This window comes from Streptomyces sp. H51 (assembly GCF_035656535.1).
In the GTDB taxonomy this organism is placed as follows: domain Bacteria; phylum Actinomycetota; class Actinomycetes; order Streptomycetales; family Streptomycetaceae; genus Streptomyces.
In genome coordinates, this window is the sequence record NZ_JAYMHD010000073.1 from 1 (window position 1) to 23,653 (window position 23,653).

Below are 23,653 nucleotides of genomic sequence, written 5' to 3' on the forward strand. Positions count from 1 at the left end.
CATCGGCAAGGACGAGTACGTCACCGGCAAGGGGCTCAAGGGCCGGCTGATGGCCTGGTTCTTCACCGGCGTCGGCACGCCCGCGTTCAGGCGGGCGCACGGCCTCACTCAGCCCGGAGCTGCCGCATGACCCAGATCCACCGCATCACCGTGGAACCGATCGGGCGCGAGGTCGAGTGCCGCGAGGACCAGACCATCCTGGACGCGTGCCTGCGGGCAGGCGTCTGGCTGCCCCACTCCTGCACCCACGGCACGTGCGCCACCTGCAAGTCGGAGGTGCTCGACGGAGAGGTGGACCACGGTGAGGCGTCCGCCTTCGCCCTGATGGACTTCGAACGCGACGAGGGCAAGGCCCTCACCTGCTGCGCCCGGCCGCGCTCCGACGTGGTGATCGAGGCGGACGTCGACGTGGACGAGGACATCGAGGTCCACCCCGTGACCGACTTCACCGGCACGGTCACGGCGCTGGAGGAGATCGCCCTGGACACCCGCCGGCTGATCGTCGAACTCGACCGCGACCTCGCCTTCAACCCCGGACAGTACCTGCGCTTCACGGTGCCCGGTGGCGACGTGGACCGCACCTACTCGATCGCCTGCCCGCCGTCCCGGCCGCGCACCCTGGAGTTCCACATCCGCCGTACCCCGGGCGGCCGCGCCACCGACGGCTGGATCTTCAGCACCCTCGCCGTCGGCGACCGGATCGACCTGTCCGGCCCCTACGGCCGCTTCGTGCTGCGCACCTCGCGCGAGGAACCCGCGGTGATGGTCGCCGGCGGGACCGGCCTGGCCCCGCTGAAGGCGATGATCCTGCACGCCCTGGAGGACGGCGCCCACGACGGCCACCTCACCCTCTACCAGGGCGCCCGCACCCGGGAGTGGCTCTACGACGTGGAGTTCTTCCGCGCGCTGGAGCAGGCCCACCCCGACCGCTTCCGCTACCGGCCCTGTCTGTCGGAGGAGTCGGCCGAGGGCTTCGCCGACGGCCTCGTCACCGATGTCCTGGCCGCCGACCACGCCTCGCTGCGCGGCCACGTCGGCTACGTATGCGGTCCGCCCGGCATGGTCGAGGCCGCCCTGAAGACGCTGATGAGCAAGAGGCTGTTCCCGCGGGACATCTACCGGGAGGACTTCTTCGACGAGGGCGACCGCACGGGCGGCGCCGCCGTCCGCTCCCCCCTGATCAAGAGGTGACCGCCGTGCCGGACACCCCGGTGCCCGACGCCGCCGCGCCCGATGCCCCCGTGCCCGGCGTCAGGCGGACCGCGACGCTGACGTACGCGGCGGCGCTGCGGGTCCTGGCGGCTGCGGCCGAGGAGGCGGAGCGGCTGCGGGTCGCCGTCTGCGTGGCGGTCGCCGACGGCGCCGGCCACCCGCTGGCCTTCGGCCGGATGGACGGCGCGCCGCTGATGTCCGCTCGGATCGCGCAGGACAAGGCGTACACCGTTGCCGCCTTCAACGGCCTGCCCACGCACCGCTGGTACGACATGATCTCCGGCGAGCCGGCCCTGCTGCACGGCATCGTCCACACCGAACGCCTGGTGATCTTCGGCGGCGGTGTCCCGGTCCGCGCGGACGGCGACCTGCTCGGCGCGGTCGGCGTGTCCGGCGGCACCGCGGAACAGGACAGGGCGATAGCGGAAGCGGGCGCGGCAGCACTGACCGCCTGACCGCCTGACCGGCGTCGGGGCGCGGGCCTGTCGGCGGGCGGCGGTGCGCGGGTCCCGCCCGTCGGCCCGAACGCCGTCCGGGCCGGACATCGCGTCCCCCGTCGGGCAGCGCCGCGCCCGTCCCGCCGGGCGGGCGGTGCACGTGCCGGTGACGGGCCGTCCGCGTGCCTGTCGTCGGACGGGCGCGGGCGTGCCCCGGGTCGTCAGGCGGACTGCGAGCGGGTGGTGGGTTCCGGGCCGCCCGAGCCGCTGCGCCTGGCCGCCAACTGGCGGCCCAGGGCCAGCGCGGCGGTGCGTACGGCCGGGCCCATCCGTTCGATGTCCAACTGGGTGCTCCGGCCCGTCGCCGACAGGGCCGCGAGCGCCCGCCCGTCCACGCCCAGGACGGGCGCCGCGACGCAGACCGTGCCCACGCCGGACTCCTCCCGGTCGTAGGCGATCCCGGTCCTGCGGATGTTCTCCAGTTCCCGCAGCAGCGTCCCCGGGGTGACGACGGTGAACGGGCTGCACGGCGTCAGCCCCGCCCTGATCCGCTCGGCCGGGACCTCGGGCGGCGAGAAGGCCATGATCGCCTTGCCCACCCCGGTGGCGTGGGCGGGCATCCGGCCGCCGACCCGGGAGGGCAGGCCGGGGTAGGCCTTGCTGCCCAGGATCTCGATGTAGAAGACCTCCACGCCGTCGCGCACCGCGAGGTGCACCCTCGCGCGGGTGACCTCGCGCAGGTCCTCCATCAGCGGCAGCGCCGCCTCCCGCAGATCGCGCCGCCGGGGCACCAACTGGCCGAGTTCGAACAGGTGCAGCCCCAGCCGCAGCCCGCGCGGCGTCTGCTCCAGCAGACCGAGCCGGCACAGCTCGACGGCCAGCCGGTGCACGGTCGACTTGGCCAGCCCCGTGCGACGGCCCAGCTCCGAGACGGTCACCGCGGCGTCGTCCGGCGAGAACGCGTCCAGCACGGACACAGCACGGGCCAGGACGGAGGGTGCGGGAGTGTCCCGCTCAGTGGGAAACATCAGTTGCATTCTTGGCGAGATCTGGGCCACAGTCCAGGCACGCGAGGCTCTCAATGAGGAGGTCCCCCTGTGGTTGCGATCACCGATCCGGCTCGGTCCGCCCGCATCCCGGTGCAGAGGCGGACCCAGGGGGAACCGCCGGAAACCGCCGACGGCGCGCTGAGGGACGGCGGGCTGAGGTCGGTGGGCGCGGCCCTCGACGTACTGGAGTGCTTCGCCCTCGAGGAGGAGCTGGGCGTCAGCGATGTCGCCCGGCGCCTGGGGGTGGCCAAGAGCACCGCGCACCGGCTGCTGAGCGCGCTGTGCGCGCGGGGACTGACCGAGAAGGATCCCGCCACCCGCCAGTACCGGCTCGGCATGCACCTGGTCGAGCTGGGCCAGATCGCGCACAGCCGGCTGGAACTGCGCAAGGCCGCCTTCCCGATGCTGGAGGAGCTGCGCGAGGTCAGCGGCTGCACGGTGCACCTGTCGATCCCGGACGGCGTCGACGTGCTCCAGATCGAGCGCCTGGAGAGCATCCGCGCGATCCCGCTGATGGCGCACGTCCGCCGCCGCTGGCCGCTGCACGCCACCAGCTCCGGGAAGGTGATCGCGGCGTTCGACCCCGGCCTGGCGGCGGCCCGCGCGGCGGCCGGCTTCCCGCCCTGCACCGAGCGCACGATCCGCAGCGCCGACGAGTTCGGCCGGGCGCTGGAGCAGGTGCGCCGCACCGGATACGCCACCAACCTCAGCGAGGCCAAGGACGGCGCCGCCTCGGTGGCCGCCCCGGTGCGGGACCGGTCGGGCAGGTCCCGGGCCGCGATCTCCCTGGTCGGCTCGACCGCCGAGATCGCCAGGGACCTCGGCCGCCAGGCCCAGCTGGTGACGGTCGCCGCCCGCAAGGTCGCCCAGTGTCTGGGGGTGTGAGCACGCCCACGCCCTGTCCCGAGGAGATCGCCGGTACGGAGTGCTACCCGGGCTTCCGGCCGGAGTACGCCGAGTCGGCGTACGCCGTGGAGCCGTTCCGCCCCTTCGACGAGCCGGACGGCTCCCGCCTGTGGTTCCTCGACTTCCACTGGCCGCGCGGCCTGACCCCGCTCGGTCTGCTGGTCAACCAGGACGGCTACGGCTGGGGCTCCCAGCTGGCCGCGGAGTGCCTGCCGCTGCCCGGAAGCCGCGGGATCACCCAGCGTCTGGTGGGCACCCACACCTACGCCGCCGCGATCCCGGTGGCCTCCGAGTTCGAGCGCCGGGCCAGGGCCGACCGGCTGCGCGCCGCCCTGAACCGCTTCCTGGAGGAGTTCCCGCGGATCTGGGCCGCCCGGGAGGCGGAGGTCGAGCAGTGGTGGCAGCGGCTGTGGTCGACCGACCCGGCCGGGCTGGACGCGGCGGACCTGGCCGCCCACCTCGACGAGACCCGGCGCTTCCACCGCCGCGCCTTCGAGATCCACTTCGAGGTGATGTACCCGCTGCTGGCCAACCACGTCGCCTTCCGCCGCCTGTGCGACTCCCTGGGCGTGGACCCGGCCCTGGTCGGCGTGCTGCTGCAGGGCGAGCGGACCCGGGTGATGGACACCGACCGGGCGCTGTGCGAGCTGGCGCGGGCCGCCCGGCGCGCGGGCGTGTCCGCCGCCGTGCTCACCGCCGCGCCCGGGGATCGGGTGCTGGCCGGCCTCGTCGCGGCCGGCGGCGCGCGGGCCGCCTGGGTCACCGCGTTCGGCGACTTCCTGCACACGCACGGCCACCGCACCGAGGGCACCTCGGACGTGGCCCTGCCCAGCTGGCTGGAGGACCCCACCCCGGCCCTCAGAGCGATCGCGTCCTTCCTGGACCTGCCCGCCGAGCACGACTTCGACGCCGAACTGGCCCGCGCCCGTCAGCAGCGGGACGCCGCCGCCGACGCGATCCGCGGCTCCCTCGGCGGCCGGGACCGGCGGCTGTTCGACGCCGCCCTCGCCTCCTGCAGGGCGGCGAACCTGCCGAAGTGGCAGGACGACCACAACGTCTCCCTCGACCTGCGGATCGCGCTGCCGCTGCGCCGGGCGGCCCTGGAGACCGCCGCGCGGGCCGGGGCGGACCGTGCCGACGACGCCGTGTTCCTGTTCTGGCCGGAGCTGGCCGCCCTCGCCTCGGGACGCTCCCGGTACGCGGCGGTGCGCGGCCTGGTGGGGGAGCGGCGGGACTTCTTCGAGCGGTGGCGGGCCCGCCGGGCGTCGTTGCCGAAGGTGCTGGGCAGCCTGAGCGACGACGCTCCGCAGGACCCGGTGGTGGCCGAGGTGTTCGGCATCGACCGCACCTTCCTCGGCAACGTCCGGGCGTCGGCCACGCGGACGGTCACCCGGCTCGACGGCGTACCGGCGGCCCGCGGCACCGCCCGGGGCAGGGCGCGGGTGCTCACCGACGCGGAGGGGCTGTCCCGGCTGCGGCCGGGGGACGTCCTGGTGTGCGAGTCGACGTCGCCCAACTGGACGCCGGCCTTCGCGGTGATCGCGGCATGCGTGTGCGACTCGGGCGGGATCCTCTCCCACGCCGCGATCGTCGGCCGGGAGTACGGCGTGCCCACCGTCACGGCGCTCGGCTCGGCCACCCACGCCATCCGCGACGGCGACGAGGTGGAGGTCGACGGCACCCACGGCACGGTACGGGTGCTGCGGCCATGAGGGCGTCGGCACCCGGGCGCGGACACGCGGCGGGGACGGAGCTCCGGCCGTGTGCGGCCGTGCCCGCCGGGCCGCCGCGGCGACGAGAGGGAATCCGACGAGCGGTGCGACGAGCAGTCCGACGGACGCTCCGACGAGCAGCCCGACGGACACTCGGGCGGGCAGTCCCACGGACGCTCCGGCGGGCAGTCCGACGGACCCCCGTGCCCCGTGCGCGTGCCGCGACCCGCACGACGGCACGTCGGCCCGCGTCCGCGTCGGCGACGCCGCCCCGGCCGTGCGTGCCTGCCGGCAGGTCACCGTCGGAGCGGGTCCGGGAGAGGAGGGTTCCCCGATGACGGGACATCGGCTCGTGGTGTCGCCGGGCGACCTGTCCGGAGCCGACGGCGCCGCCGTCACCGGGGTCAAGCTGGCACGTCTGGCGCGGCTGGCGGAGGCCGGGCTGCGGGTGCCGGGCGGATTCGCGGTCACCGTTCACGCGTTCCGGCGCCACCTGGCGGACTCCGGTCTGGCCGGCGTCCTGCCCGCTCACCTGGCCGCCCTGCCCGGCCCGCTGGACCACGCCGCACTCGCCGCCGCCTCGGCCGCGCTGCGCCGGCTGGTGCGCGACACCCCGGTCGCGGGGCCGCTGCGCGCCGAGATCGGCCGGGCCCACGCCAGGCACTGCCACGGTCCCGTCGCCGTGCGCAGTTCCGCGGTGGCCGAGGACGGCGCCGACCACAGCTTCGCCGGCATGTTCGACAGCTTCCTCGGCGTGCGGTCGCCCGACGAGGTGGTGACCGCGGTCCAGGGCTGCTGGGCGAGCCTGTTCACCCACCGGTCCCTCGCCTACCGGATGCACGCCGGACTGCCGGTCGACGCGCTCGCCATGGGCGTGGGCGTGATGGAGATGGTGCCCGCCCGGGTCTCCGGAGTGGCCTTCTCGATGCACCCGGTGACCGGGCGCCGGGACCGGACGGTCGTAGAAGCCGCGCCCGGCGTCGGCGGCGCCGTCGACGCCGGGCCGGAGCCCGAACGGCTGGAGGTCGCGCGCCCCGGCGTGCGCGTGCTGCGGCGCGAGTACGGCGGCGCCGGCCGTCCCCTGCTGTCGGACCAGGACCTCCGCCACGTGGTCGAAGCCGTGCAGCGCGCCGAGGACGTCCTCGGCCACCCCGTCGACGTCGAATGGGCCCTCGACCCCCAGGGCCGGGTGTGGCTGCTCCAGGCCCGCCCGGTGACGGGCGCCGCCCCGGACGGCGGCGAGGACGCCGTCTGGGATCCGGCCGCCTACCTCGACGGTCTGTGACATACGCCACTTTTCCGGCTGTTCCGGACCAAGGAACACGACAGGCGCCCGGCGCCGGACCTGCCTAGCGTCACTGCCAGGCGTACCGACGCGGCACACCCCGCCCGCCGGGCCGCATCCGAGTGCCGAACTGGAAGAAGGTCCCACGTGGAAGTGGTGTCCCGGGCCGAGGCGGCCGGGCTCCTGGCCGAGGCGTATGCCTCGCGCAAGCCCGTCGAGCCGCTCAGCGAAACGTACGACGGCATGACCCTGGAGGACTCCTACGAGATCCAGGTGCTCCAGATCCAGGCCCGTCAGGCCGCCGGGGCCCGGATCCGGGGACACAAGGTGGGCCTGACCTCCCTGGCGATGCAGCGTCAGATGGGCGTCGACCAGCCCGACTACGGCCACCTGCTCGACGACATGTTCCATCTGGAGCACCAGCCGATCCCCACCTCCGCCTATCTCCAGCCGCGCGTCGAGCCGGAGATCGCGTTCGTGCTCAAACGCCCGCTGCGCGGCCCCGGCGTCACGGCGGCGGAGGCGGCCGCGGCCGTCGACTTCGTGCTGCCCGCCCTGGAGGTCATCGACAGCCGGATCAGGGACTGGAAGATCGGCATCCTGGACACCATCGCCGACAACGCCTCCTCCGGCGGAGTGGTGCTCGGCAGCCGCCCCACCCCCCTGCACCAGGTCGATCTGCGGCTGTCCGGCTGCCTGCTGCACCGCAACGGCGAACCGGTGGCCACCGGCGCCGGCGGCGCCGTGCTCGGCTCCCCCCTGAACTCGCTGGTGTGGCTGGCCGACACCCTCGGCGCGCGGGGCGTCGTGCTGCAGCCCGGCCAGGTCATCCTGCCCGGCTCGGTGACCGCGGCGGTCGCCGTGTCCCCGGGCGACTCGTTCACCGCTACGTTCGCCGGCCTCGGCTCGGTGACCGCGTGCTTCGCGAAGGAGAACTCATGAGCGGCGACGGAAAGCGGCGCGCCACCGCCGCCATCGTCGGCCCCGGCAACATCGGCACCGACCTGATGTTCAAGCTGCTGCGGCACAGCGACATCCTCCGGCCGCGGTTCATGGTCGGCGTCGACCCCACCTCCGACGGCCTGGCCCGCGCCAGGCGGATGGGCCTGGAGGCCAGCCACGAGGGCGTGGACTGGCTGCTGCGCCAGGACCCGCTGCCCGATGTCGTCTTCGAGGCGACCAGCGCCTCCGCCCACAAGGCCAACGCCCCCCGCTACGCCGAGGCGGGCATCGTCGCCGTGGACCTCACCCCGGCCGCCGTCGGCCCGTTCGTCTGCCCGCCGGTCAACCTCGACCTCAACCTCGACGCGGCCAACGTCAACATGATCACCTGCGGCGGCCAGGCCACCGTACCGATCGTGTCCGCGGTGTCCTCCGTGGTGCCCGTGGAGTACGCCGAGATCGTCGCCTCGATCGCCTCCCGCTCCGCCGGGCCCGGCACCCGCGCCAACATCGACGAGTTCACCGAGACCACCTCCACCGCGATCGAGAAGGTGGGCGGCGCCGGGCGCGGCAAGGCCATCATCATCCTCAACCCCGTCGAGCCGCCGATGGTCATGCGCGACACGGTGTTCTGCGCGATACCCGCCGAGGCCGCCGAGCCCGGTCCGCTGCAGGACAAGGTCTCCGAGTCCATCCACGCCATGGTCGCCGCCGTTCAGGAGTACGTGCCCGGCTACACGCTGCGCGCCGAGCCGCAGTACGACCCGGCGCGGACCCAGTGGCGCGGGATGGCCCGGGTCGCGGTGTTCCTGGAGGTCCGCGGGCGCGGCGACTACCTGCCCGACTACGCCGGAAACCTCGACATCATCACGGCCTCGGCCGCCCGGGTGGGCGAACTGCTGGCCGCCGCCCGCCTCGCCGAGCAAGGAGTGACGGCATGAGCACCCCACCCGAGAACTCGCGCGACCTGCGCATCACCGACTCGACCCTGCGGGACGGCTCGCACGCGATGAGCCACCAGTTCACCGAGGGCCAGGTGCGGGCGATCGTGCACGCGCTGGACACCAGCGGTGTCGAGGTCATCGAGGTCGCGCACGGCGACGGCCTCGGCGGGTCCAGCTTCAACTACGGCTTCTCCCTGGAGGACGAGTTCGACCTGATCGCGGCGGCCGTGGACGAGGCCGAGCGGGCCCGGATCGCGGTGCTGATGCTGCCCGGCCTGGGCACCGTCGAGCACCTCAAGCGGGCGCAGTCGGTGGGCGCGTCGGTGGCCCGGATCGCCACCCACTGCACCGAGGCGGACGTGTCCGTGCAGCACTTCGGCGCGGCCCGGGACCTCGGCATGGAGACCGTCGGCTTCCTGATGCTGTCCCACCGCATCGGCCCGGAGCAGCTCGCCAGGCAGGCCCGGATCATGGTCGACGCCGGCGCCCAGTGCGTCTACGTCGTCGACTCCGCCGGCGCGCTGGTGCTGTCCGACGCGCAGGCCCGCGTGAAGGCGCTGCTCGACGAGATCGGCGACCAGGCGCAGGTCGGCTTCCACGGCCACCAGAACCTCTCCCTCGGCGTCGCCAACTCCGTCCTCGCCTACCAGGCGGGCGCCCGGCAGATCGACGGCGCGCTGTGCGCCCTCGGCGCCGGCGCGGGCAACGCGCCGACCGAGGTGCTGGCCGCCACCTTCGACCGGATGGGCATCCACGCCGGCATCGACGTCCAGGGCGTGATGTCCGCCGCGCAGGACGTGGTCAGGCCGGTCATCCCCCGGCTGCCGTGGATGGACCGCTCCGCGATCGTGCAGGGCCACGCCGGGGTGTACTCCTCGTTCCTGCTGCACGCCGAACGGGCCGCCGAGCGCTACGGCGTCCCCGCGCACGAGATCCTGGAGCGGGTCGGGCAGGCCGGATACGTCGGCGGCCAGGAGGACATGATCATCGACATCGCCCTGCAGCTCGCGGAGGAACGCGATCTCGGCGACCTCGCCGCCCAGGGGGTGCGCTGATGACCACGACCTGGGACGTCGACCGGGCCGCACGGGTGCTGCTCGGCTGCGAGGACGACCGCACCGACCGTCCGCCGATCACCGACGAGTGGCCGGAGCTCGACCTGGCCACCGCCTACCGGATCCAGGACGAGACGCTGCGCCGTCGGCTGGACCGCGGCGAGCGGCTGGTCGGCGTCAAGCTGGGCCTGACCAGTCGCGCCAAGCAGAAGCGGATGGGCGTCGACTCGCCGCTCACCGCGTGGCTGACCGACGCCATGGTGCTGCCCGCGGGTGAGGCCGTGCCGCAGCACCGGCTGATCCACCCGCGGGTGGAGCCGGAGATCGTCTTCGTGATGAGGGACCGCCTCGCCGGACCCGGCGTGACGGCGGCGCAGGCGATGTCCGCGGTGGGTACGGTGTTCGGCGGCGCCGAGGTCATCGACAGCCGTTACCGCGACTTCCGGTTCACCCTGCCGGACGTGGTCGCCGACAACGCCTCCTCCGGCGCCTACGTCACCGGACCGGTCGGCCTCGACCCGCGCTCCCTGGACCTGGCCATGGAGGCGGTCCTGGTGGAGGTCGACGGCCGCATCGTCGACTCCGCCACCGGCGCCGCCGTACAGGGCCACCCCGCCGAGGCGCTCGCCCTGGCCGCGAACGACCTCGGACGCCGGGGACTGGCCATCGAGCCCGGCTGGGTGGTGCTGACCGGCGGGATGACCGACGCGGTGTTCGCGCCGCCCGGCGCGAGCATCGCCTGCCACTTCACCCACCTCGGCTCGGTGTTCCTCAACGGCGGGCCGGCCGCCGGGGAGGGGGAGGGCTGATGCCGCTGGTCGAGGTCACCCTCACCGAGGGCCGTACCCCCGAGCAGGTGCGCGCGCTGATCAGCGAAGTCACCGCCGCCGTGGTGCGGGCGGTGGGCGCGCCGAAGCAGAACGTCCGGGTGGTGGTGCGGGAGATACCCAGGACGCACTTCGCCGCAGGAGACGTGACGATCGCAGAAAGAGAGCCGACCCATGGCTGACAAGGAGTTCTTCGGGCACGTGATCGACGGGGTGGAGGGGGAGTCGCTGGACGGCGCCCGCTTCGACACCGTGGACCCGTGGACCCGTGCGGCCTGGGCCGAGGTGCCCCTGGGCGGCGCGGCGGACGCCGGCCGCGCGGTGGCCGCGGCGCGCCGCGCCTTCGACGAGGGGCCGTGGCCGCGGATGGGGTTCGCCGAGCGGGGCCGGATCCTGCACCGGCTGGCGGACCTGATGGAGGAGCACACCGACGAGCTGGCGATGGCCGACACCCGCGACATGGGCAAGCCGCTGGTCCAGGCCCGGCACGACGTGGCCCGCTCGGCGCAGAACTTCCGCTTCTTCGCCGACCACGCGCGCCTGTCGACCGGCGAGACGCTGCCGATGGACTCCGGCCACCACAGCTACACCCGGTTCGAGGCGGCGGGCGTGGTCGCGGCCATCGCGCCGTGGAACTTCCCGCTGATGCTGGAGACCTGGAAGGTCGCCCCGGCCCTGGCCTGGGGCAACACCGTGGTCCTCAAGCCCGCCGAGGACACCCCGGTCTCCGCCACCCTGCTGGCCCGGCTGGCCCTCCAGGCCGGGATGCCGCCGGGCGTGCTCAACGTGGTCCACGGCTACGGCCCCGACTCGGCCGGGCAGGCCCTCACCGAGGACCCCCGCGTCGACCGGATCACCTTCACCGGCGAGTCCGGCACCGGCCGCGTCATCGCCCGCGCCGCGGCCGCCAACCTCACCCCGGTCAGCCTCGAACTCGGCGGCAAGGGCGCCAACATCGTCTTCGCCGACGCCGACCTGGACAACGCGGTCGACTGGTCGATCCAGGCGATCTTCCGCAACGCGGGCCAGGTCTGCCTGGCCGGCAGCCGGCTCTACGTGCAGCGGGAGATCTACGACGAGTTCCTGTCCCGCTTCACCGCCGCCGCCGAGGCGCTGGTGATCGGCGACCCGAAGGACGAGGCGACCCAGTTCGGCCCGCTCGCCTCACAGGAGCACTTCACGAAGGTCCGCGGCTACGTGGAGTCGGTCGACGAGCAGGGCGGCAAGATGCTCACCGGCGGCCTCGGCGACGGCTGGGTGGTCAAGCCGACCGTGCTGGTCGACCTGCCGCTGGACTCCCGGCACGTCTGCGAGGAGATCTTCGGCCCGGTGGTCGTCGTCCACCCCTTCGACACCGAGGCGGAGGCGGTGCACCTCGCCAACGACACCCCCTACGGCCTCAACGCCATGCTGTTCACCGAGAACCTGCACCGCGCGCACCGGGTCTCCGCCGCCCTCACGGCGGGCACCGTATGGGTGAACTGCTTCTTCGTCCGCGACCTGCGCGCCCCCTTCGGCGGCGTCGGCGACTCCGGCGTCGGCCGCGAGGGCGGCAACTTCAGCCGCGAGTTCTTCACCGAACCCAAGGCGGTCGTCATGCAGATCACCCAGGACTGACCGCCGGACCGGGGGACCGTCCGGGCGGCTGCCTCCACGCTGCGGGGGAGAGCAGCCGCCCGGGCCCGCGCCGGCACGAGCCCGTTCCGAGCCCCCGTGGACGGGCCGGCCGGTCCCCACGGCGCGGGACCCGGCGCGGCGTGGTGACCGGGCCGGTCACGGTGGCAGAGTGGCCGCATGTGCGGTCGATACGTGTCCACTCGCAGCCCGCAGGAACTGGCCCCGCTCTTCGGGGTGACCGACTGGCGCGCCGACGAGACGCTCGCGCCGAACTGGAACGTCGCCCCGACAGACGACGTGTGGGCCGTCCTGGAACGCACACCGAGGGACACGGACCGGACGGCCGCGCCGGAGCGGGAACTGCGGCCGCTGCGCTGGGGCCTGGTGCCGTCCTGGGCCGAGGACGTGAGGATCGGCGCCCGCCTGATCAACGCGCGGATGGAGACCGTGCACCAGAAACCCGCCTTCCGCCGCGCCTTCGCCCGCCGCCGCTGCCTGCTGCCCGCCGACGGCTTCTACGAGTGGGAGCAGGCCGAGGACCCCCGCACCGGCAGGCCGCGCAAGCAGCCCTACTTCATCCACCCCGAGGACGGACAGGTGATGGCGCTCGCCGGCCTGTACGAGTACTGGCGCGACCCGGCCGTCGGGCACGACGACGACTCCGCCGCCTGGCTGATGACCTGCACGATCATCACCACCGAGGCCACCGACGAGGCCGGCCGCGTCCACCCCCGCATGCCGCTCGCCCTCACCCCCGGCCACTACGGCGCCTGGCTCGACCCCGCCCACCAGGACCCCGACGAGCTGCGGGCCCTGCTGGACCGTCCGGCGGGCGGCCACCTGAACGCCCGCCCGGTCTCCACCGCGGTCAACAACGTCCACAACAACGGCCCGCACCTCCTCGACGAACTCGCGGACTGACCCGGCCCGGCGGCCCTCCGGCCGTTCAGGGCAGGCGGCGGGCGCCGTCCAGACAGTGCGGCACCGCGGCCACGCGCCGGTCCGCCTGGTCGGCCGGCGACAGGTCGAGCTCGGCGAAGATGGAGCGGATGTGCTTGCGCGCCGCCCCGTCGGTGACGACGAGCCGCCGCGCGACGGCGCCGTTGCCGAGGCCCTCCGCCATCAGCGCGAGGACCTCCCGCTCGCGCGGGCTGAGCCGTTCCAGCCGGTGGTCCTGACGGGAGCGGGTGAACAGCTGGACGGCCACCTCCGGGTCGATCGCCGTGCCGCCGGACGCCACCCGGTGCCGCGCGTCGAGGAACTCCTCCACCCGGCCGACCCGCTCCTCCAGCAGGTAGCCCAGGCCGCTCACCCCGCCGGTGAGCAGCTCGGTGGCGAAGGTCTGCTCGACGTACGCGGACAGCACCAGCACCGCGAGGCCGGGCATGCGGCGCCGGGCCCCGACGGCGGCGCGGATGCCCTCGTCGGTGTTGCTGGGCGGCATGCGGACGTCGAGCACGGCGATGTCGGGCCGGTGCTCGTCGATGGCCTGCTCCCCTCCGCCCTGCCCCTCGCCCTCCTCGGCCAGGGCTTCCTCGGCCGCCCGTGGCCGGCCGGCCCGGCCTGGCTGCTGCCGGCCACGGCGGCGACGATGGCGGCGACCTCGTTCCTGACCGTGGAGCTGCCCACCCGGCGGGCCCTGCGCGCGGATCCGGCGGAGGTGGTCCGGGCGGTGTGACACCCGGAGCCCCGGGCGGCGGAATTGCGGCGCCCGCCCGCCACGCGGATGCGAAAGTACGGGTGTCCGTGTCCGATCGAGGGAAGAGAACCTCCCGCATGGCCGTCATCCATCACACCGTCCTCAAGCCGACCAAGCTGGAACTGCTCACCTCCTGGCTGCCCTCCCGCCCGTGGTACCGCGGCGGCGCGGGCGGACCGGAGCTGGCGAAGGCCGGCGGTTTCCGGCTGGACGACCCGGAGGGCGAGGTCGGCATCGAGTTCCTGGTGACCACCGACACCTCCGGCCCCGACCCGGTCTCCTACCTGGTCCCGCTCACCTATCGGGGCGCCCCGCTCGACGGGGCGGAGCACGCCCTCGTCGGCACCATGGAGCACGGCGTGCTGGGGCGGCGCTGGGCCTACGACGCCTGCCACGACCCCGTGGCGGTCGCCCGGTCGGCGGCCCTGCTCGCGGGGCGGGCGCAGGCCCAGGACCAGAACGTCAGCGACGCCGTCGACCGGGAGGTCGTGGTCTCCCGCACCGGCGAGGGCCCCGCCTCTGCCGCCACGGACTTCGCCGCCTTCACCACCGCCGACACGGAGGAGTCCACCCGCCTGACCACCCCGCGCGGCGCGACCCTCCACCTGCACCGGGTCCTCCGGCCCGCCCCGGACGGTCCGTCGCCCGCCCCGCACGGAGCGATCGGCCACGTCACCGGCACCTGGCGGACGCCGGACGGCTCCCGTGTCCGGGGGATGTTCGCGGCGCTGTACCCGGCCTGACGGCGAGTCGCCCTGACGGCGAGTCGCCTGACGGACCGGCGATGTCAGGGACCCGTCATAAGGTGACGCCCGACATCATGAAGGGGGTGGTCCCGTGGGCTTCTCGGGACATGTGGTCTTCGCCCGGAGCGAGCGTCCGCTGCCGCAGGCACCGGTGTTCGACGACGTCCGGGCCCGGTTGCGGGACTTCGTGGAGGAGTGCGCGCCGCGACCGGGCGGCTGGCGGACCCTCCGGATCGACCATGGTGTGTGGGAGGACGGCCGGCTGCCTGCCCTGGTCGCCTGGACCGGTGCGCCGGCCTGCGTCGCCGAGGTCTCCGACAGCGACACCGCCCTCGTCACCGGGCTGTCCGCCGACGGGCGGCGCTGGCAGGCATGGCTCAACCTGGACAACGTCGCCGCGCTCCTCGCCGAGGAACCCGAGGACCTGGACGACATGAGCCTGTGGGCAGGGACACCGGAGTTCGACGAGGCCGTGCGGCGCAAGCGGGCGGAGCTGGACGCGGAGGTCGCGGGCGACGCCGCGGGCGCCCTCGCCTGGGCCGCCGCGGCCGGCGTCGGGGCCGGGGCGGGACAGCACCGGACAGAGGAGATCCTGCGCTCGAACGAGACGTTCGTGGAGGACCTTTTCGACGCCCTGCTGGACGGGCTGGGCTTCCCGGAGGTCACCTCGCCTTCTCCCCGGGGGTAGGGCCTGTCCGCCGGATCGTGCCGGAGACGCCGGTTCGTGCGGGACGGGTGACGGCGGGCCCGGCGGCCTTCGCCCGCTCCGCCGGGTGTGTCCGGCGGAGCGGGGGAGGGGACCGGGTTACCGCTTGACGTACACGGTCGCCGACGCCGTCGACCCCTCGTGCAGGTCGTCGCCCGGCCAGCTGACCGTGTAGGTCGCGTCGCCCCGGGTGCGCGGCAGGTCGTCGACGGTGAACGTGCCGTCGGCCGCGACGGTCACCGAGGACAGGGCACCCGTGCCGAGCCGGTCCGTCCGCGTGACCTTGAGCACCGCCCGGTCGGGCAGCGCCTTGCCCTGTGCGGTGAACGTGCCGGTGATCCGGACGCCGGTGCTCAGCGAGCCTTCCGCGGGCGCCGTCAGCGCGATCGAGGTGGGCGCCTTGCCGACGGACACGGTGGTGGTGACGTCCTCGGCGGGGCGGTGGGTCAGATCACCGAGGAAGGAGACGGTGTACGTGGCGTCGCCGACGAGGCCGGGCTCGTCGAGCACGGTGAAGGTGCCGTCGTCCTTGACGGTGGCGGTGCCGAGGGCGTGGCTGCCGTCGGCGTCGGTCCGGGTCGCGGCGACCTTCAGCGGCTCGGCGGGGGCGGGACCGTCGTACGCGAGCTTGCCGCGCACGGCGAGCGGTTCGCCCGCCACGGCCTGGGCCGGGCTGTGGGTGAGGGCGTCGGTGAAGCGGACGTCGTACTGCACGGCCGGGGGCTGGATGACGTGCAGCCAGAACTGGTTGCCGGCCGCGTTGGTGGTCACGGCGAACAGCCGGGAGCCGTCGGCGGACCACTCCAGGCCGCGCGGAGCGACCCGGTCGCCGTCGAGGCTGCCCTCGAAGGCGAACTCCAGCGGGGCCGTGGAGTCGTTCGGGTCGGCGGGCTGCACGAGCAGGTCGGGCGTGGAACCGGTGGCCGCCGCGCCGCGCGCGAGGTACTTGCCGTCGCCGCTGAACGCGACGGCGGAGGCGGTGGCGCCGGACGGAAGGGCCGGATAGCCGACGGGCGCGTCCGACAGGTCGCCGGTGTTCAGCAGCCGGGTGCCGGCCGAGGCGTCGGCGACGGCGACCTCGCCGCCGTCCGGGGACACGGCGATGTCCTTCAGGTTCAGCGCGCCCTTGCCGTCGGCGTCGGCGAAGCGCCGACCGGCGGTGCGCACGAGGGTCTGGCCGCTCGCGTCGTACACCGCCAGGAACGGGTCGGCCGCCTGCGCGTTGAGCGGCTGCCCCATCAGCATGCGGTCGCCCGCCCCGGCCTCCAGTTGCAGCTTGCCGTAGTCCTGCCAGCCGGTGCGGGGCGCGGTGTTGCTGTCGGGGAGGTAGGAGTCCAGGTAGGTGAGCGTCGCGTCGCACTGCGCGGCGGAGGACGTGTACGGAGTGGTGAAGTACAGCTTGCCGCCGGAGAAGGCGAGGCTGCGGCCGCAGGTGTCGGTGGAGACGTACAGTCCGCCGATGAGCTGGTACGTGGTGGTGTCGTACCGCATGATCTTCTCGCGTTCACCGGCGTAGAGCGTGGAGCCGTCGTCGCTCAGCGCCAGTCCGGAGACGTGCTGCTGGGTGCTGATCGTGGTGATCCGCTCGCCCTGGAAGGTGTAGACGGCGATGACGCCGTAGTTGTAGTAGCTGCCCATGTTGCTGTCGGCGACGTACACGCGCTGGTGGGCGGAGTCGACCGCGAGCGCCGAGTACGAGGTGATGGGCAGCTTGGCCACCGCGTCGGAGGCGGCGGCGTGCGCCGCGGGCGCGGCGGCGAGGGTCAGTCCGGCCCCGGCGAGCTGGGCGGCGAGCAGTACGGCCGCAAGACGTCCGGGACGGTGTGCGCTCTTCAATTGGGCCCCCCACAGGCTGGATCGGGTGCTCACGGGGTCCGTGATGCACCTGTAGCGGCCATCGAACATGCGCGCCGATCCGCCATCAAGGGGGCACGCGGCGCCGTCGGGCACGGCCGGTCATGACCGTCGGGGAACCTGACGCCCCCGGACTACCGCCGCACGGCCCGGCACCGCCCCGTCGTGCCACGCCCCGCCGCCCCGCCGCCCCGCCGCGCGGCGGGACCCGGCAGGGCGGGCGGGCCGCGGGAGTGATGCCGGTGGCCGCGGGCCGGGGGCCCGTCCTCCGCGGACGGCCGGTCAGTCGCGGAGTCGCGCGTTGAGCCGTGCGGCCTGCCGGGTGAGGTGGTCGCGCTCGGGGAGGTTGGGCGCCGCCCGGGCGGCTTCCGCGTAGAGCCGCGCCGCGGTCCTCAGGTCACCGTCGCGTTCGTGCAGGTACGCCGCGACGGCGGTGTGCCGGGGCAGGGCGGGGTCGAGGTCCGCGAGGGCGGCCAGACCGGCCCGCGGGCCGTCGGCCTCGCCGACCGCGACGGCCCGGTTGAGGCGGGCCACCGGGTTTTCGGTGAGCCGCACCAGTTCGTCGTACCACTCGACGATCTGCACCCAGTCGGTCTCCTCGGCCGCCCGGGCGTCGGCGTGCAGGGCGGCGACGGCGGCCTGGGCCTGGAACTCGCCCAGCCGGTCGCGGGCGAGGGCGGCCTGGAGCACGTCGACGCCTTCGGCGATCAGACGGGTGTCCCACAGCCCGCGGTCCTGCTCGGCGAGGGGGACGAGCCTGCCGCCGGGGCCGGTCCGCGCCCGGCGCCGTGCGTGGTGCAGCAGCATGAGCGCGAGCAGGCCCGCCACCTCCTCGTGACGGGTCATGGCCGCGAGCCGGCGGGTGAGCCGGATCGCCTCGGCGGCGAGGTCGACGTCGCCGGAGTAGCCCTCGTTGAAGACCAGGTAGAGCACGCGCAGCACGGTCGCCACGTCACCCGGCTGATCCAGGCGGACGCCCGCGACGGTCCGCTTGGCCCTGCTGATGCGCTGGGCCATGGTCGCCTCCGGCACGAGGTAGGCCCGGGCGATCTGCCGTGTGGTCAGACCGCCCACCGCGCGCAGCGTCAGCGCGACCGCCGAGGCCGGCGTCAGGGAGGGGTGCGCGCACAGGAAGTACAGCTGGAGCGTGTCGTCCCGCGCCGCACCCGGTCCGGGCGCCGGCTCGCTCTCGGCGAGCGCCTCGCGCCGCCGCCGGGAGGTGTCGGCGCGGACGGCGTCCAGGAACTTCCGCCAGGCCACGGCGACCAGCCAGCCCTTGTGGTCCCGCGGCGGATCGTCCGGCCACACGCGCACCGCTTCGACCAGCGCCTCCTGCACGGCGTCCTCGGCCGCCGCGAAGTCGGCTCCGCGGCGGACGAGGACGCCGATCACGGCAGGGGCGAGGGTCCGCAGCAGGGCCTCGTCCACCGAGGTCACTCCGTGATGGTCTCGGGCGCGGTCAGGAACGGACGCAGTTCGAGCCACTCGTGGATCGGCTTCCCGCCCGCGCCGGGAGCCGCGGACAGCTCGCCGGCCAGCTCCAGCGCCCGCTCGTAGCTGTCGACGTCGATCACCATCCAGCCGGCGATCAGGTCCTTGGTCTCGGCGAACGGGCCGTCGGTGACCGGCGGGCGCCCCTCGCCGTCGTAGCGGACGAAGGTGCCCTCCGGGGAGAGCGCCTGCCCGTCGACGAACTCCCCGGTGCCTTCCAGGCGGGCCGCGAAGTCCTGCATGTACTGGATGTGCGCCGAGACCTCCTCCGGCGTCCACTGGTCCATCGGCACGTCGTTGACCGCCGCCGGCGCGCCGCGGTAGTGCTTGAGCAACAGGTACTTGGCCATGGTGTTCTCCTCGGTGCGCTACGGCCCATTGTGGCCGTGTTCACCCAGGGGACGCAGCCGCACCCGCGATCTCGACATCCCTCCGCGAAATTTTTTCCCGGATTTCCGGCGCACCTGCTCGCTCCCGGATTCCAGGCGCGCCGGCGCCCCGCGATCAGGGCCGTCAGGAGAGCCGGGCGGTGATCTCCCGCTTGAGGATCTTGCCGCTCGGGCCCATCGGCAGCGCGTCCATCAGCCACACCTGGCGCGGGTACTTGTACGCGGCCACCCGCTCGCGCACGAACTCCTGCAGCCCCGCGGCCGTCTCCTCGGCGCCCGCGCGCAGCACGACCGCCGCCGCCACCTCCTCGCCCAGCCTGTCGTCGGGGACGCCCACGACGGCGGCGAGGGCGACCGCCGGGTGCTCGTGCAGCACCTCCTCGATCTCACGCGGGTAGACGTTGTAGCCGCCGCGGATGATGAGGTCCTTCTTGCGGTCGACGATGTAGAGGTAGCCGTCCTCGTCCTGGCGCGCCAGGTCGCCGGTGCGCAGCCAGCCGTCGGGCACCGCGGCCGCGGTCTCCTCCGGACGGTTCCAGTACTCCTTCATCACGTTCGGCCCGCGGACGGCCAGTTCGCCGACCGTGCCGGGGGCGACGTCCTGGCCGGCGTCGTCGACCAGCCGGACCTCGACGTCCCGGATGGGGGTGCCGATGGATCCCGGCTTGCGGGGGCGGTCGAGATGGTTGAAGGAGACGACCGGGCTGGTCTCGGACATGCCGAAGCCCTCGAGGATGGCGCAGCCGAAGCGGCGCTCGAAGGCGTGCAGCAGCTCCACCGGCAGGGACGCGCCGCCCGAGACGCACATCCGCAGGCTGGAGACGTCGGCCTCGGCGCCGGCCGGGTGCTGGAGCAGGGCCGCGTACATCGTGGGCACGCCCTCGAACACGGTCGCCCCGTCGCGGACGATGGCCTCGATCACGGTCGCCGGGTCGAAGCGCGGGATGAGCGTGAGCGAGGCGCCGCCGAACACGGCGGTGTTCATCGTGCAGGTCTGGCCGAAGATGTGGAACAGCGGCAGACAGCCCACGATGACGTCCTCGGGCGTGAGGTGCTGCACGTCGGTGACGTTGACCTCGGTGTTGTGGCGCAGCCCCGCGTGGGTGAGCGCGGCGCCCTTGGGGCGGCCGGTGGTGCCGGAGGTGTACAGCAGGACGGCGATGTCGTCGCCGGCCACCGCGGCGACCTCGTGCAGCGGCTCCAGCGGTGCCAGTTCCGCGGCGAAGGCGGCGGGTTCCACGGCGATGTGCCGCACCCCGGCGGCGGCCGCGCCCCGCGCCCCCTCGCCCGGAGCCGCGTGCCACTCGAACAGCAGCACGGCGCCCGAGTCCCGCAGGTGGTACTCGGTCTCCCGGGCCTTCAGCAGCGGGTTCATCGGCACCACGATGCCCCCGGCGCGCAGGATGCCGTAGTAGAGCACCACGAACTCCGGCACGTTCGGCAGCATGAGGGCGACCCGGTCTCCCGCCCGCAGGCCCTCGGTCCGCAGCAGCGCCGCGGCCTGCGCGCTCAGCCGGTCCAGTTCGGCGTAGTCGGTGGTCGCCGTCCCCAGGCGCAGCGCCGGCCGCTCGGGCTGCCGACGCGCCGTCTCCACCAGGAATTCCGCCAGATTGGCCATGATGCCTCCTTGCATCCCGCTCGCGGCTGACGGGTCCCGCCGTCACCGCTGCCGGAATGTTCACGCCCGGAGCCCGACGGGTCCATGGCGGTGCGGACAGCTCCCGCCCCGCCGGATTGTTCCCGGAGACAATCACCAGGCCGTACGCTGCGGGTATGGGACTCTCGGACGTGGCCGCGGCGTTGCGTGACCGGCTGCCGGAAATGGGCGGGGACATGGCGCGGCGCATCCGTTCCGAGGTCGAGTCCTACACCGACGAGACCCTGATCCCGTTCGCCTCGCTGCACGAGTCCTGCACGGCCAACGCCGACATGGTGCTCGGCCATCTCGCCTTTCGCACGGACCCCGACGTGCGCTCGGCCTGGGAGACCGGCCGGCTGCGCGCCGAGCAGGGCGTCCCGCTGGCGGACACCCTGCACGCCTTCCGGGTCGGCTTCGAGTACCTCTGGTCGCGGATGATCGACGAGGCCCGGCGGCACCCCGAGGTCACCGACGCGCAGCTGGTCGCGGGCTCGTCGGACATCTGGGCGCTGTCCGGACGCTACGCCGAGGCGGTGGCCGCCTCCTACCGGGAGACCAGCGCGGAACTGGCGCTGCGCCGCGAGGCGCGCCGCTCGGCACTGGTCGAGGCACTGTTCACCGGCGCTCTGGCGGAGCGCACCACGCCGTGGGAGGCCGCCGGGCAGCTCGGCCTGAGCGAACGCGGACCCTACGCGGTGGTGGCCGCGGCCGTTCCGGATCCCGGCCAGGAGCCGCTGCCCGGGATCGAGGGCGCGTTGCGCGAGGCCCGGGTGCCCTCCGCCTGGCGCCTGCTGCCCGACGCCCAGATCGGCGTGGTCTCACTGACGCACCCCGGCGCCGAGACGGTGGGCCTGCGCCTGCTGCGGCGGCACCGCGCCCGCGTGGGGGTCAGCCCCCTCTTCGACTCGCTGCGCGACACACCGCAGGCGCTGCGTTTCGCCCGGCTCGCCCTGAACCGGGTGCCGGGCGACGGTCCGGGCGTGGCCCGCTTCGACGACCGCCCCCTCGCGATGCTGGTCACCGCGGCCCCGGCGGAGGCGAAGCGTCTGGTGGAGGTCGTCCTGGGCCCGGTGCTGGCCCTGCCCGCCGCGGAGCGCGCGCGGCTGCTGGAGACCCTGGGGCAGTGGTTCGCCGCGGGCGGCGCCGCGGCCGAGGCGGCGAAGGGGCTCTACGTCCATCCCAACACCGTGCGCTACCGGCTCCGCCGCATCGAGGAACTGACCGGACGGTCGCTGTCCGACCCGGCCGCCCTCGCCGACCTGGGCACCGCCCTGCACGCCCTGCGCCTGCTGCCGGAGTGACCGACCCGCCGCCGGTCCCGCCCCCTACGACGGAACGTCGTCCCCCTCGCTGTGGTCGCGGACCCGGTTCCTGTGGGCGTTCGAGCCTTCCCGTCCGGGCGAGATCCTGAGCACTGCCCCGCCGTCGATCTGCTCCAGGCCGGTGATCACGTAGGGGGACCCGGTGTGCACCGCGATGCGGATGCTGCCGTTGCCGAACTCCGTCACCCGCAGGGTCCGCCCGCCGGACAGCGGGATGTCCCGCTTGTCGATCTCCACCGGTCGCTCGTCTGCCGCAGCCATGCCCCGACTCCTCGTCCGCCACGCCGGATCACTGCCCACACGGTACTGATCACGCGCCTCGAAGAAGAGGTGTACGGGCCGATTCCCGCGCCGTTCCGTCACCGCGTGGGCCTGGCCTGACCCTTCTATCTCCAACCTGGGTTGTTCCTAGAATGGCCGGGTGGAGGACATCGAAGCGATCGCGGCGCTGCAGGATCCGGTACGGCGCCGTCTGTACGAGTACGTGGTGGCGCAGGGGCGCGAGGTCGGCCGTAACGAGGCCGCGGAGGCCGCCGGGGTGGCGCGCACACTGGCCGCGCACCACCTGGACCGGCTGGCGGAGGCGGGCCTGCTGGAGAGCGGCAGCCGCCGCCTGACGGGCCGTTCGGGGCCCGGGGCGGGGCGTCCCGCGAAGGTGTACACGCGGGCGCGGGGCGAGCGGACGGTGTCGCTGCCCGCCCGCGACTACCGCACCGCCGCGGAACTCCTCGCCGAGGCCGCCGAGGAGGCCGGACTGGACGCCGGACTGTGCGCGGCCGCGCGCCGCCGGGGCGAGGCCCTGCGCGGCGCGGCGCCCTGCGGCGGGCTCGACGAGGCCGCGGAGATGCTGGCCGCCCGGGGCTACGAACCGTACCTGGCGGGCGCCGAGGAGGCGGCCGGGGCGGCCTGGCGCGTGGTCCGGATGCGCAACTGCCCCTTCCACGCCGTCGCCGAACGCTTCCCGCCGCTCGTGTGCGGCATGAATCTCGCACTGCTGGAGGGGCTGCTCGGCACGGACGGTCCCGTGCGCGCCCGGATGGACGCCCGGCCGGGGGAGTGCTGCGTGGTGGTCGAGGATTCTAAAAACTAAGTTGATTGACATAGAAATGGGCGTCGTGCTGGGATGAGGTCATGACCGCATCCGTGCCCGCCGCCCACCTCGCCCAGCTCAACGTCGCCACGCTCCGCCACCCCCTCGACGACCCGCGCACGGCGCCGTTCGTCGAGCTGCTCGACCCGGTCAACGCCGCCGCCGAGGGCGCGCCCGGCTTCGTGTGGCGGCTCGTGGAGGAAGGGGCGGCCGACGCCACCGGCCTGCGCCCGGCGGGGGAGAACGTCATCGTCAACCTGACGGTGTGGGAGTCCCCGGAGGTCCTGTGGGACTTCAGCTACCGCAGCGGGCACCTGGAGGTGATGCGGCGGCGCCGCGAGTGGTTCGAGCGGCACGCCGAGGCGCACCTGGCGCTGTGGTGGGTTCCGGCCGGTCACCTCCCGACCGTCGGTGAGGCCCTGGAACGGCTGGACCACCTGCGGGCACACGGGCCGTCCCCGCGCGCGTTCACCTTCGCCTCCTCGTACACCGCCGCCGAGGCCGCCCAGCACCTCGAACCGGTGCCGTCGGCGCGGCCCGAGCGGACGGCCGGCAGTGCGCCGCCGGCCCGGGCCGCGCGGCCCGGGGACGCGGCTGCCGTGTGACGGAGCGGGCCGTCGGGACGTGGGCCGGGCCTTCACCGGGCCCGTCCGCCCCGCCGATCCTCGGCGTCGTCCAGCCCGGCTGCGTGAACGACGCCGAGGACCGTCCCCGGCGGCCTGCGCCGGGAT

General features: G+C 74.2%; 23 protein-coding genes and 3 pseudogenes. 19 read left to right on the forward strand and 7 right to left on the reverse strand.

The window, feature by feature from the left end; translation table 11 throughout:
• The 3 genes and pseudogenes from VKA29_RS26090 to VKA29_RS26100 form a co-directional block, all read left to right on the forward strand.
• A pseudogene (locus tag VKA29_RS26090) lies at positions 1–76 on the forward strand (1-acyl-sn-glycerol-3-phosphate acyltransferase); the annotation flags it as partial.
• A 50-nt stretch (positions 77–126) separates the two neighbouring features.
• Entirely contained in the window at positions 127–1,191 is a 1,065-nt protein-coding gene (locus tag VKA29_RS26095) for an NADH:ubiquinone reductase (Na(+)-transporting) subunit F (RefSeq protein WP_324788427.1), read from the forward strand.
• Between the two features lie 5 nt (positions 1,192–1,196).
• The gene (locus tag VKA29_RS26100; RefSeq protein WP_324788428.1) at positions 1,197–1,667 is read left to right on the forward strand and encodes a heme-binding protein; all 471 of its coding nucleotides are present in this window, start codon (positions 1,197–1,199) and stop codon (positions 1,665–1,667) included.
• A gap of 203 nt (positions 1,668–1,870) precedes the next feature.
• On the opposite strand, the gene VKA29_RS26105 is transcribed toward VKA29_RS26100, so the two are convergent.
• Positions 1,871–2,677 (reverse strand): IclR family transcriptional regulator, encoded by an 807-nt coding sequence (locus tag VKA29_RS26105; protein WP_324788429.1) that lies wholly within the window; start codon positions 2,675–2,677, stop codon positions 1,871–1,873.
• A gap of 69 nt (positions 2,678–2,746) precedes the next feature.
• Between VKA29_RS26105 and VKA29_RS26110 the strand changes: the two genes are divergently transcribed.
• The 10 genes from VKA29_RS26110 (at position 2,747) to VKA29_RS26155 (ending at position 12,907) form a co-directional block, all read left to right on the forward strand.
• The gene (locus VKA29_RS26110) at positions 2,747–3,583 is read left to right on the forward strand and encodes an IclR family transcriptional regulator (protein ID WP_324788430.1); all 837 of its coding nucleotides are present in this window, start codon (positions 2,747–2,749) and stop codon (positions 3,581–3,583) included.
• The gene (locus VKA29_RS26115) at positions 3,580–5,316 is read left to right on the forward strand and encodes a PEP-utilizing enzyme (RefSeq protein ID WP_324788431.1); all 1,737 of its coding nucleotides are present in this window, start codon (positions 3,580–3,582) and stop codon (positions 5,314–5,316) included. Before VKA29_RS26110 ends, VKA29_RS26115 begins: the two co-directional genes overlap by 4 nt.
• A gap of 334 nt (positions 5,317–5,650) precedes the next feature.
• Positions 5,651–6,601, forward strand: coding sequence for a PEP/pyruvate-binding domain-containing protein (locus VKA29_RS26120; protein ID WP_324788432.1), 951 nt, complete (start codon positions 5,651–5,653; stop codon positions 6,599–6,601).
• A 147-nt stretch (positions 6,602–6,748) separates the two neighbouring features.
• Positions 6,749–7,543, forward strand: coding sequence for a 2-keto-4-pentenoate hydratase (locus VKA29_RS26125; RefSeq protein ID WP_324788433.1), 795 nt, complete (start codon positions 6,749–6,751; stop codon positions 7,541–7,543).
• Entirely contained in the window at positions 7,540–8,484 is a 945-nt protein-coding gene (locus VKA29_RS26130) for an acetaldehyde dehydrogenase (acetylating) (RefSeq protein WP_324788434.1), read from the forward strand. Before VKA29_RS26125 ends, VKA29_RS26130 begins: the two co-directional genes overlap by 4 nt.
• The gene (gene dmpG / locus VKA29_RS26135; RefSeq protein WP_324788435.1) at positions 8,481–9,542 is read left to right on the forward strand and encodes a 4-hydroxy-2-oxovalerate aldolase; all 1,062 of its coding nucleotides are present in this window, start codon (positions 8,481–8,483) and stop codon (positions 9,540–9,542) included. The genes VKA29_RS26130 and dmpG overlap by 4 nt, the downstream gene beginning before the upstream one ends.
• The gene (locus tag VKA29_RS26140; protein WP_324788436.1) at positions 9,542–10,351 is read left to right on the forward strand and encodes a 4-oxalocrotonate decarboxylase; all 810 of its coding nucleotides are present in this window, start codon (positions 9,542–9,544) and stop codon (positions 10,349–10,351) included. Before dmpG ends, VKA29_RS26140 begins: the two co-directional genes overlap by 1 nt.
• On the forward strand, positions 10,351–10,551 hold the full coding sequence (locus tag VKA29_RS26145) for a 2-hydroxymuconate tautomerase (protein WP_324788437.1): 201 nt from the start codon (positions 10,351–10,353) through the stop codon (positions 10,549–10,551). Before VKA29_RS26140 ends, VKA29_RS26145 begins: the two co-directional genes overlap by 1 nt.
• Positions 10,544–11,986, forward strand: coding sequence for an aldehyde dehydrogenase (locus tag VKA29_RS26150; protein ID WP_324788438.1), 1,443 nt, complete (start codon positions 10,544–10,546; stop codon positions 11,984–11,986). Before VKA29_RS26145 ends, VKA29_RS26150 begins: the two co-directional genes overlap by 8 nt.
• A 177-nt stretch (positions 11,987–12,163) precedes the next feature.
• Positions 12,164–12,907 (forward strand): SOS response-associated peptidase, encoded by a 744-nt coding sequence (locus VKA29_RS26155; protein WP_324788439.1) that lies wholly within the window; start codon positions 12,164–12,166, stop codon positions 12,905–12,907.
• Between the two features lie 25 nt (positions 12,908–12,932).
• On the opposite strand, the pseudogene VKA29_RS26160 reads toward VKA29_RS26155, so the two are convergent.
• Positions 12,933–13,475 (reverse strand): annotated as a pseudogene (locus tag VKA29_RS26160) (LuxR C-terminal-related transcriptional regulator); the annotation flags it as partial.
• Between VKA29_RS26160 and VKA29_RS26165 the strand changes: the two are divergent.
• The 3 genes and pseudogenes from VKA29_RS26165 to VKA29_RS26175 all read left to right on the forward strand — a co-directional run.
• Positions 13,464–13,664 (forward strand): annotated as a pseudogene (locus VKA29_RS26165) (hypothetical protein); the annotation flags it as partial. The pseudogenes VKA29_RS26160 and VKA29_RS26165 sit on opposite strands and share 12 nt — an antisense overlap.
• 98 nt (positions 13,665–13,762) lie before the next feature.
• Complete coding sequence (locus VKA29_RS26170; RefSeq protein ID WP_324788440.1) at positions 13,763–14,428, forward strand: maltokinase N-terminal cap-like domain-containing protein; 666 nt, start codon at positions 13,763–13,765, stop codon at positions 14,426–14,428.
• 94 nt (positions 14,429–14,522) lie between these two features.
• Positions 14,523–15,119 carry a hypothetical protein gene (locus VKA29_RS26175; RefSeq protein WP_324788441.1) on the forward strand — a complete coding sequence of 199 codons (597 nt, stop codon included), beginning with the start codon at positions 14,523–14,525 and terminating at the stop codon, positions 15,117–15,119.
• A gap of 117 nt (positions 15,120–15,236) precedes the next feature.
• Here the strand turns inward: VKA29_RS26175 and VKA29_RS26180 are convergent, their stop codons facing one another.
• From VKA29_RS26180 to VKA29_RS26195, 4 genes are all read right to left on the reverse strand, one after another.
• Positions 15,237–17,042: an Ig-like domain repeat protein gene (locus tag VKA29_RS26180; RefSeq protein ID WP_420718569.1), complete on the reverse strand. Its 1,806-nt coding sequence runs from the start codon at positions 17,040–17,042 to the stop codon at positions 15,237–15,239.
• A gap of 231 nt (positions 17,043–17,273) precedes the next feature.
• Positions 17,274–18,419, reverse strand: a complete 1,146-nt coding sequence (locus VKA29_RS26185) for an RNA polymerase sigma factor (protein ID WP_324788511.1) — start codon at positions 18,417–18,419, stop codon at positions 17,274–17,276.
• Between the two features lie 5 nt (positions 18,420–18,424).
• Positions 18,425–18,832 carry a YciI family protein gene (locus tag VKA29_RS26190; RefSeq protein WP_324788443.1) on the reverse strand — a complete coding sequence of 136 codons (408 nt, stop codon included), beginning with the start codon at positions 18,830–18,832 and terminating at the stop codon, positions 18,425–18,427.
• A gap of 163 nt (positions 18,833–18,995) precedes the next feature.
• A complete protein-coding gene (locus VKA29_RS26195) occupies positions 18,996–20,489 on the reverse strand; it encodes a long-chain fatty acid--CoA ligase (protein ID WP_324788444.1) in 1,494 nt (497 codons plus the stop codon).
• A 155-nt stretch (positions 20,490–20,644) separates the two neighbouring features.
• Between VKA29_RS26195 and VKA29_RS26200 the strand changes: the two genes are divergently transcribed.
• Positions 20,645–21,811: a helix-turn-helix domain-containing protein gene (locus VKA29_RS26200; RefSeq protein ID WP_324788445.1), complete on the forward strand. Its 1,167-nt coding sequence runs from the start codon at positions 20,645–20,647 to the stop codon at positions 21,809–21,811.
• Positions 21,812–21,835: 24 nt separating this feature from the next.
• On the opposite strand, the gene VKA29_RS26205 is transcribed toward VKA29_RS26200, so the two are convergent.
• Positions 21,836–22,093 (reverse strand): hypothetical protein, encoded by a 258-nt coding sequence (locus VKA29_RS26205; protein WP_324788446.1) that lies wholly within the window; start codon positions 22,091–22,093, stop codon positions 21,836–21,838.
• 160 nt (positions 22,094–22,253) lie between these two features.
• Here VKA29_RS26205 and VKA29_RS26210 point away from each other — a divergent pair, with 160 nt between their 5' ends.
• Together VKA29_RS26210 and VKA29_RS26215 are read left to right on the forward strand one after the other, a co-directional pair.
• On the forward strand, positions 22,254–22,922 hold the full coding sequence (locus VKA29_RS26210) for a helix-turn-helix transcriptional regulator (protein WP_324788447.1): 669 nt from the start codon (positions 22,254–22,256) through the stop codon (positions 22,920–22,922).
• A gap of 41 nt (positions 22,923–22,963) precedes the next feature.
• The gene (locus VKA29_RS26215; protein ID WP_324788448.1) at positions 22,964–23,527 is read left to right on the forward strand and encodes a DUF3291 domain-containing protein; all 564 of its coding nucleotides are present in this window, start codon (positions 22,964–22,966) and stop codon (positions 23,525–23,527) included.
• The last annotated feature ends 126 nt before the right edge of the window (positions 23,528–23,653 follow it).